Source organism: Citricoccus sp. (assembly GCF_032154715.1).
GTDB lineage: Bacteria > Actinomycetota > Actinomycetes > Actinomycetales > Micrococcaceae > Citricoccus.
In genome coordinates this window covers 1-9,340 of sequence record NZ_JALDXU010000116.1, presented here as the reverse complement: position 1 = coordinate 9,340, position 9,340 = coordinate 1, and the positions used below count along the sequence as shown (strand labels likewise).

The following is a 9,340-nucleotide window of genomic DNA, read 5'->3' as shown; positions in this document are numbered from 1 at the left end:
GCCGCGGCGAGGTCGCCAAGGTCATGTACCAGCACGACCTCACCAGCACCGACTGGCCGACTGACTGACCCCGTCGGCCAGAACGCAGCGATGGCCCCGTGCCGCCTATACGGCGGGACGGGGCCATCGGTGTATCCCGGGTCGGATCAGCGCAGAGTCAGCCGGTCGCGAGCGCCCACACCGCCCGGGCCGCGGCCTCCGCGTCCCCCAGGGTGCGGGCCCGTCCGTCCGGGTCGCGGCCGGCCTCCGCGGCGATCGCCGTGCCCCACTGGACGGAGGCCAGCTGGAGCCCCAGGACGAAGACCCCCTCCTGGACCGCTCCCCCGGCCCCCTTCAACCGGTGGGGGCGCCCGGTCACGTCGAAGCCACGGCCAGGCACCGGGTCACCCTCCTCGTCCTCCACGGTGAAGGGCACCGCGGTGCCCTCGGCCAGAAGCGAGGACACCAGGTCCGAGGCAGCGAGCAGCACCCGGTTCGGCGGCATCATCGCCTCCATCATCCACGTCCCGCGGTGCACGTCCTGGGCCTCGTCCGCGCCACCCACCTGTGGGGAGGACACCGTGAACCGGGACCGGCCGGCGTCGGGCTCGAACTGCGGATCCGGGCCCACGAACCGGACCAGGCCGGCTCGCGCCACGGCGAGCAGTTGTTCCACACGTGCCAGCGGCGGGCCGGAGGCCAGGCCCTCCACGAGCGTCTCGAACCAGCCGGAGACGTCCCGCCGGCGGGAGGCATCGGTGAGCCGCTGCTCCGCCACCAGCTGCTTCACCAGCAACCGCGCGGCATGCAGGGTCCCGATGGCCACCATGAGCGGGGAGTCCTCACCGGCCGCGGCCTCGGCGCTGATGCCCTCCAGGAAGCCGGTCACCTCCCGCTGGTAGGCCTCGCCCGAGTCGTACACCCGGCCCTCGAAGGGGCGGGCCAGGGCCCGGATGTCGAGGAACGGCATCCCCGGCGCATACGCGTGGAGCAGCTCCTGCGCCTGGTGCGCCGTGACCGGTTCGCCGCGGCCGGCGGACTCCAGCAGGCCGACAAGCGCGGCCAGGAACTCGATGGCCGGACCCGAGCCGCCGAGGATCTCGGGGCGGTTGTGCACCAGGGCGTTGTAGTACGCGCGCACCACGTCACGGTGGATCAGCGGCCACAGGTGCCTCATGAAGTCGAGCGGGCCGTGCTCGGCCTGGAGCGCCTCCACCACCTCGGGCACCAGGTACTTCAGGGCCACCGCATGGGGGACGAACGCATCCAGCTCGGCCTTCGGCAGATAGCAGACGCCGCGCCGTGAGGCCGGGTGCAGCACGGGCTCGGTGCCGGAGGGTTCGTAGCGCAGTGCCCGGCCCGGGCCCTGGCCGGTGTCCACGAAGCGGCCTCCGCGGCCCAGGGTCAGCTGTGCGAGCGCGTCGAAGAAGTTCAGCCCCATTCCGCGCACCAGGACGTCGGCTCCGGCGGGCACGGCATCCCAGTCGAGGTCACAGGGGATGGACGGCCCGCGGTACTCCAGCCCCAGCTCCGCCGCCGCGCTGGCCAGGCGGTGCTGCTCGCTCGTCAGGCGCGCCGGGACATGCCCCACGGCCAGCACGACGGCGTCCGCCGCCAGCGTGCTCCCGTCACCGCAGGTGAGGATCGCCTTCCGGGGCGCCGCACCGTGGGCCCCGTGCACCGGGGTCACCGTCCGCGCCGGTTCCAGGTGCACCACCTCGGCCTGGCGCCAGTCCAGGGTCCCGACGGCGGCCGAGGCGGCCAGCGCGTCCGTCACCTCGCGGTACATCTCGGCGAGATAGCGTCCGTAGACCGCCCGCGGCGGGTAGTCGGTACGGTCCAGGACCTGGGCCCGGTCCGGGTGGGCCATCCGCCACTGGTCGAAGGTCAGGGCCGCCGACGACGGCCGCAGGCCGGGGGTTCCGGCGGCCGCCACAGTCGGGAAGAAGGATGGGGTGTTCATCAGGAACAGTTCTGACTGCCCGGTCTGCCACACGTGGCCCGGCCCCGGCTCCTCCGGATCCAGCACCACGATGTCCACCACCGGTGCCTCGGGTTCGGATTCCTCCACCACCGCCAGCAACCGCTCCAGGAACGAGGTCCCGCGCGGCCCGGCTCCCACCACGGCGATCGTGAACCGGTCTCCTGGGACGGCTGGGGTCATGGCGGGGGTCCTCTCGCGGTGCGGCGTGTTCGTGGTCATCAGCCTACGGCCGGCGCGGGAACGTGTGCTTCGATGGGACCATGCAGCAGAACCCACACATCGTTCCCACCGTCACGCCTACCGACCCCGCCGCGGACGCCGAGGACGAGTTCCTCTGGCTCGAGGACATCCACGGCGAGCGCCCGCTGGACTGGGTCCGGGAGCAGGATGCCCGCACGGAGGCGCTGCTGGGCTCCGAAGGTTTCGAGGAGTTGCAGCGGGACCTCACCGCCATCCTCGACTCCCCGGACCGGATCCCCCACGTCACCAAGCGCGGCGACTGGTACTACAACTTCTGGCGTGACGGCGAGCACCCGCGCGGGCTGTGGCGCCGGACCCGCTGGGAGCCGTACCTGGCCGGGGACCCCCAGTGGGACGTCCTCGTGGACGTGGATGCCCTGGCCGCCCAGGAGGGCACCGATTGGGTGTTCGCCGGCGCACGGCTGCTGCGCCCGGACTGGGATCGCGCCCTGCTGCGGCTCTCCCCCGATGGCGGTGACGCCGTGGCCGTGCGCGAGTTCGACCTCACCACCCGGGCCTTCGTGCCGGCTCCCGAGGGCTTCGACCTTCCGGTGGCCAAGACCCAGGCCTCCTGGATCGACCGCGACCGGCTGCTGGTCGGCACGGTGACGGACCCTGACCCCGACGCCGGAGACGCCACCCGGTCCTCCTACGCCCGGACGCTGCGGGTCCTGCAGCGCGGCGGACCGGAGGCTGCCATCGCCGCGGCACCGACCGTGTTCGAGGTGGATCCCGCCCACGTGGCCGCGTTCGGCGGGCACGATTCCACGCCCGGCTGGGAGCGCACGGTCGCCATCGACGCCGTGGACTTCTACCGCTCCACCACGTGGCTGCGGGAACCCGCGGCGCCGGATTCTGCGGACGGCCCCGGCGATCGTTCCGGTTGGCGACAGCTGGAGGTGCCCCTGGATGCCGAGGTGGACGTGCACCGGCAGTGGCTGACGGTGTTCCTGAAGTCCGAGTGGGAGCTGCCGACCGCGGTGCATCCGGCGGGCTCCCTGCTCGTCTGCACGGTGGACGGCTTCCTGGACGGCTCCGAGGAGCCACGGGCGGCGTTCCTGCCCTCCCCGGACCGCACCCTGTCCGCGTGGACGTGGACCGCCGCCCACCTGGTGCTGACCGTGCTGCAGGATGTCGCCTCCACCGTGTACGCCCTGCCCCAGACCGCGCTGGCGGCCGCGGATCCGCGCGGGACCCCGCAGACCACGGCCGGACGGCCACCGGCACTCGAGGCCACCCGCCTGATCCGGCTGGAGCACCCGAATCCCGCAGATCCTTTCCTGACCCTGGGCGTCAGCGCCGTGGATGACGAGGATCCGGACTGCGGCAACGACCTGTGGATCACCGCGACCGGCGCGCTCACTCCGCCCACCCTGTTGCGGGCCACGCTCCCGGCGGACTGGGCGGACCTGGAGGAGAACAGCCGGCCGGACGACGTCGTTCCCGCTCTGGTGACCGTGCGCACCGGTCCGGAACAATTCGATGCCACCGGACTGGCGGTGCGCCAGCACTTCGCCGTGTCCGACGACGGCACCCGGGTCCCGTACTTCCAGATCGGTCCCGAGGACGTCGAGGCCGACGGGGCCAACCCCGTGGTGATGGACGGGTATGGCGGATTCCTCGCCTCCAAGCTGCCTGGCTACTCCGGCGTGTACGGCCGCGGTTGGCTGAGCCGCCGCAACGCCGCGGGCCGCCAGGGCATCCACGTGATCGCCAACATCCGCGGTGGCGGCGAGTACGGGCCCGACTGGCACCGGGCGGCCCTGCAGGAGAACCGGCACCGCGCCTACGAGGACTTCGCCGCCGTGGCGCGCGACCTCATCCGGCGCGGCGTGACGGACCGGTCCCACCTGGCTGCCACCGGCCGCTCCAACGGCGGCTTGCTGATGGGAAATATGGCCACCACCTACCCCGAACTGTTCGGGGCCCTGAGCTGCGGCGTACCGCTGCTGGACATGCGCCGGTACACGGTCCTCTCCGCCGGCCACAGCTGGATCGCCGAGTACGGTGACCCGGAGGATCCCGAGCAGTGGGAATACCTCCGCACCTTCTCGCCCTACCACCTGCTGCTCGAGCGGCCGATTCCCGGCGCCGAGGCCGGACGCGACGCCGAGGGCCCCGGCACGGGCTACCCGGACCTCCTGGTGTGGACGGCCACCTCGGACGACCGGGTCGGCCCGGTGCAGGCACGCAAGATGGCCGCGCGGATGATGCGGCTGGGTGTGCCGAACGTGTGGTTCCACGAGGATCTGGAAGGCGGCCACGCCGGCGCCTCGGACAACCGTCAGGCCGCGGCCCTGCACGCGCGGTCCCTGGAGTTCCTCTGGAGGAGCGTCGCGGACGACTCGCTTTGAACTCCGGGGCCCTCGGCGGCTACCATGTCAGGGTTACCATCTGACGGATGGGAACAGTGGAGACGTGCCAGAGCGGCCGAATGGACTTCACTGCTAATGAAGGGTCCGGCGAAAGTCGGACCGGGGGTTCAAATCCCCCCGTCTCCGCAGTCGGAAAAGCCCGGAATCATCACGATTCCGGGCTTTTCTGTTGCCGTGAGAGTCGACTCAGTCGTCTTGTCCTTGCTCACGCTGGAGGATGTGCAGGAACTGCAGGGCCTCCTCGGCGGTGAGCACTGTGTGCGCGGAGAGCTCCAGGGCTGCGTCCTCCACCCGGCCGTCACGCACCAGGGCGGTCAGCTGGTCCCGCAGGTAGGGCGGCAGATCGTCCGAGGACACGCGGACGGTGGTCTCGTCCCGCACCACCTCGAGTTCGAACGGCCGATCGGCCGGCAGGCTCTCCTCCAGCCAGTCCTCCGGGACCACGAGGTCGGTGGCGTCGGCGATGTCCGCCGCGGGCACCCGGTTGTCCGGGCCCTCCGCGGGCGACTCGGCGGCGGGAGCCGGCTTGGTCCACATCTGCGGGTAGGTGGCGAGGGCCTGGATGTCCATCATGGCCTCGAAGGTGCCGAGGCCGGTGGATCGGCGGTAGGCGGTGACGGCCTCGGCGGTGCGGCCGGCGGCGATCAGCCGATAGACCTCGCGGTGCGCGGCCTGGTCCATCCGGTTAGAGGCGACCTTGGCGTTCTCGGAGCTGATGCGGCCGGCCAAAGATCCCCGCCGCGGACGCTGACCTGACTTTCCGGAGGAGGTACCGGCAGAGCTGGAACCGGTGGTGGAACGGCGCGACAGCACCCAGGCGCCGCCACCGACGAGGACGGCCACGACCACCAGGATCAACACCGGAACGAGGTACTCCATGGTCACAGTCTAGGGCGAGACCCTCAGGGTGCGTCGACGGTCCAGACCCGGTGTCCCGGGGCCATCCGTCCGGGATTCTGCGAGGTGAACAGGACCACACCGGGATAGGCCTCCAGCTCGGCCCGCAACAGGCGCAGGCCGTCCCCGTCCAGGTCTGCGTCGATGCCGTCCAGCACCAGCAGCGGCGGGTTGTCCAGCAAGGCGCGGCCCAGCTTGAGCCGGGCCACCTGCGAGCCTGTCAGCGGCTGGCCCCCGTTCTTGAGCCGCGTGTCCTCCCCACGGGGGAACGCCTCCAGGACACGGTCCAGACCCACCCGGGCGAGGGCCTCCCGGGTCTGCTCCTCCGTGGCCTGGGGGGTGCGGTAGGTGATGGCCCGGGACACGGTGCCCCGTTCGAGCGGAACGCGCATGGAGGCGTGGCCGAGCAGCTTGCGCCGCTGGCGGCCCGGGGCCCGGGTGTAGTCGTATCCGTCCACGGCCATCTCGAGAGGAGGGATCTGGCCGCCGGGCTCCGCGGGCGTGTTCTGACCGGCCAGGAGGTTCACCAGAAACGGCTGGATCCGCCCCGGGTCATGGGACCTGATCTGGATGACCTCGCCGGCGCCGGCCTGGAGCAGGGGGACGCGTTGGCCCTGGACCACCATGCGGCGGATCTGCAGCCCGTTCCGGCCGGTCTCCGAGCGCTCCCGCGCCACGTCCTTCCAGTTCTCCTCACGGTTCTTCTCGGCCTTCCGGAGCACCTCGGCCTGGGCCAGCAACGGCGCTTGGATGCGGCGGGCGGCCTTGTAGTTCTGCCGGTATTCGACAACGCGGCCCAGGTCCCCCAGCGGGGTGGACATCACGCCCACCAGGGTCATGGCGGAGGCCACCCCGGCGGTGTCGATCAGGCCCAGGGTCCCGAGCACCACCACGGCGGCGGTGGCCAAGGAGGCCGCCGTGATGGCGGAGGCCCGCACCAGCCCGGTGATGCGGGCCCGGGACACGGCGGCGTTGACCACCTTGCCCGAGTCCCGGTCCAGGGCGTTGAGCTCGCGGTTGATGCCGCCGGCCGCCTGGATGGACTCCCCGGCACGGACGGTGTCCGCGATCCGGGCTGACATCCGGCCACGACGCCGGCGCAGGTACCTCGCGCGGGTGAAGGTCGCCTTGGCCAGCGGTGGCACGGCCAGCCCCAGCAACACGATGGGAATGCCGACGGCCAGGCCGACCTGCCAGTGGGAGATGGCCAGCACGCCGAGCACCACCACGATCAGCGGCAGCGACGTCAGCAGGGGCACCAGGCCCTGAGAGACCCAGTTGCGCACGGAGGTCAGGTCATTGGAGGCACGGGTGATGGTCACGCCCAGGGACGGGTTGCCGGAGCCGGCCAGCGTGGTGCCGATCAGCTTGCGGCGCAGTTCATAGACGTAGTCCTGACCGAGGTCCTCCCCCACCACGCGCTCCCCCCAGCGGGCGCCGAAGATGGACAGCACGGTGAGGGCCAGGACGGACAGCTGCAGCCACGGCACGTAGATGCCCGCCTCCGCCACGGCGGCCGGGTCCAGGGCGGATCCGTCCGGGGCCGTCCCGGCCTGGAGTGCCGCATTGACCTGGGCGGGCATCCCCAACAGGGAGTCCACCGTGAAGGACATGACCAGGGCCATGATCGCCTGGAGGAGGCCGAGCAGGAACAGGATCACCAGGAGGTAGCGGCGTCGCCCCGCCCAGACGGTCGGCATCCGCTCCGCCCGCCCGGTGGCCTCGGTCGTGCCCTCATCCTCCTGGTCCGTGGCCGGCCCGACAGCGCCGTCGATGGGGTCCTCAGCGGGGTTCTCCAGGGGGCCGTCGGCCGACAGCCGGAACCGGCGCTGGGTGCCGGTCCGGCCGTCGTCGTGCTGCTGGTTCTGGGGGCGTTCCGGGTTCAGGATGTCCTCCAGTCCTGCGGCAGCAGGGCGGTCGAGACGGTTGCGCTCGTGAGTTCGTAGGTGTCGATGACGGGAACCCCGAGGCAGGCCAGGACCTCGTTGGCCTCGGCGGTGGCCAGCGGCGAGGAGGTCAGCACCCCCGAGACCGCGGCCACGTCCAGGCCTGCGTCCTGCAGTTCCCGAACGCCGCCCACGGCGCCGAGGGCGTCGCCGGCGGCGAAGACCACGCGGTCCACCACGGACTGGAAGAGGGGGTCGCGCAGCAACCGGGCCGTCTCGCCCTGGTAGACCCCATCGGCGATCTCGACGACCACCACATCCGTATCGGTTTCCGCCATGGCATCGACCAGGTTCATCGTCAGCGAGCGGACCTGCTCGAAGTCGAGCTTGAAGGTGGTGGCATACCCGAAGTCGGTGAAGTCCAGGACCTTGGCGGCTCCCCCGTCCACGTAGATCATCGGGTCGTTGCCGGCACCGGTACCGGTGGACTTGCCAGCGGAGACCTTCAGGCCGGCGTTGGTCAGGCCGTTGACGAGGGTGGCCATGGCGGTGGACTTTCCGGAGTTCATCGAGGTGCCGAGCACCGCGATGACGGCCGGGCGGCCGGGCAGCGCGGCCTCCAGCTCCTCGGCGGGGGCCCCGAGGGCCGGAACCGGATTCAGCGAGTACGGGGCGAAGCGGGAGAGGTTGATGATCCCGGACGCGTCCGCGAGCAGGCCCAGTGGTTCGATCCTCGTCGGATCGTCCATGTCTGCATGCTGCACGGTGACCGTGCCGGCCACGCCGCCGGCGGCGACCAGGTGGCAGGGTTCCAGAGAGCCCGGCACGTGGGCCAGGAACTGGTCCGCGGCGTAGCGGTGGCCGTAGGCCAGCATGATGATGGCCCCCGGGAACAGGATGGCCTTGCGGGACTCGGGAGTCTCCACGCGCTGGTGGTTGAGGATCTCGGTCACCCGGGCCACGACCACGTCGCCGGCCTGCGGAGTGACCGTGGGACCGCTGGCCAGGTGGAAGGCGGAGCGGTCCTTCTCCAGGGCCTCGCTCACGAAGCGGGTGGTGTAGGCGGCCTGGATGCGGGCCGGAAGCTCCGCTCGCTGGTAGGTGGCTCCGGCGGTCTCAACGATGGTCAGGGTGCTGGCCGGGTGGCCCATCTCGATGGTCATGGCATGGCCTCTCACTGTGTTCCGGCGACCGTTCGGGGTGTTCCGCCGGCCTCGAGAACCATGGAATCAACACCCCATGAGGCGTGCATGAGTCCGGAATGAGAGCCTTCTCATCTACTGCGCATGAACCAGCCCAGGATCGCCGCCACCACCGCAAGGGCGGCCGTCATGAGCACGGTCCCGGGCCAGCCGGCCTCTGCCAGGAACACCCCGCCGAGCCAGCCGAACAGGCTGGAGCCCGCGTAGTAGCCGAAGTTGTAGAGCGAGGCCGACTGCGCCCGGCCGGCCACCGCGGCCGCCCCTGCCCAGCCCGATGCCACCGCGTGGGCCGCGAAGAACCCACCGGTGAAGACGATCGTGGCCGGCAGCACCACCCACAGGGAGGGGACCAGGGTGAGCAGCACCCCGGCGATCATGACCACCGTGGACACCAGCAGCACGGGACCGCGCCCGTGGCGACCGGCCAGCCGACCGGCCAGCGGCGAGGTCCAGGTGCCGGCGAGGTAGGCCACGAAGACCAGGGACACCACCGCGATGGGCAGGTTGAACGGGTCACCGGCCAGGTGGAATCCGAGGTAGTTGTACATCGCCACGAATCCGCCCATCAGCAGGAACCCTTGGGCGTAGATGATCAGCAGGGCCGGGGACCGCAGATTGCCCGCCAGCGCCCGGACCGCCTGCCGGAAGGTGGTGCGGTGCGGCGTGAATCCCCGGGCGGTGGGGGCCAGGAGCAGGAAGGCGATGGCGCAGGCCACGGACAGCACGGTGACAGCGAGCATGCCGAGCCGCCAGTCCATCAGCTCTCCGATGGGCGCG

At 71.4% G+C, this 9,340-nt stretch carries 6 protein-coding genes and 1 tRNA gene; 2 read left to right on the top strand and 5 right to left on the bottom strand.

The genetic code is table 11. The annotated features are described in order from the left end of the window. Positions 1 to 157: 157 nt before the first annotated feature. The gene (locus tag RUH65_RS14265; RefSeq protein ID WP_313818256.1) at positions 158 to 2,143 is read right to left on the bottom strand and encodes an FAD/NAD(P)-binding protein; all 1,986 of its coding nucleotides are present in this window, start codon (positions 2,141 to 2,143) and stop codon (positions 158 to 160) included. 80 nt (positions 2,144 to 2,223) lie between these two features. On the opposite strand from RUH65_RS14265, the gene RUH65_RS14260 reads away from it, so the two are divergent. Next, complete coding sequence (locus RUH65_RS14260; RefSeq protein WP_313818255.1) at positions 2,224 to 4,557, top strand: prolyl oligopeptidase family serine peptidase; 2,334 nt, start codon at positions 2,224 to 2,226, stop codon at positions 4,555 to 4,557. 58 nt (positions 4,558 to 4,615) lie between these two features. Next, a tRNA-Ser gene (locus RUH65_RS14255) sits at positions 4,616 to 4,704 on the top strand. A 60-nt stretch (positions 4,705 to 4,764) separates the two neighbouring features. Here the strand turns inward: RUH65_RS14255 and RUH65_RS14250 are convergent. The 4 genes from RUH65_RS14250 to RUH65_RS14235 form a co-directional block, all read right to left on the bottom strand. Further along, a complete protein-coding gene (locus RUH65_RS14250; RefSeq protein WP_313818254.1) occupies positions 4,765 to 5,457 on the bottom strand; it encodes a hypothetical protein in 693 nt (230 codons plus the stop codon). Between the two features lie 23 nt (positions 5,458 to 5,480). After that, a complete protein-coding gene (locus RUH65_RS14245; protein ID WP_313818253.1) occupies positions 5,481 to 7,175 on the bottom strand; it encodes an ABC transporter ATP-binding protein in 1,695 nt (564 codons plus the stop codon). A gap of 182 nt (positions 7,176 to 7,357) precedes the next feature. Further along, positions 7,358 to 8,524, bottom strand: coding sequence for a DUF1611 domain-containing protein (locus tag RUH65_RS14240; RefSeq protein WP_313818252.1), 1,167 nt, complete (start codon positions 8,522 to 8,524; stop codon positions 7,358 to 7,360). 110 nt (positions 8,525 to 8,634) lie between these two features. Then, the coding region (locus tag RUH65_RS14235) for an MFS transporter (RefSeq protein WP_313818251.1) at positions 8,635 to 9,340 on the bottom strand (706 nt) is incomplete at its 5' end.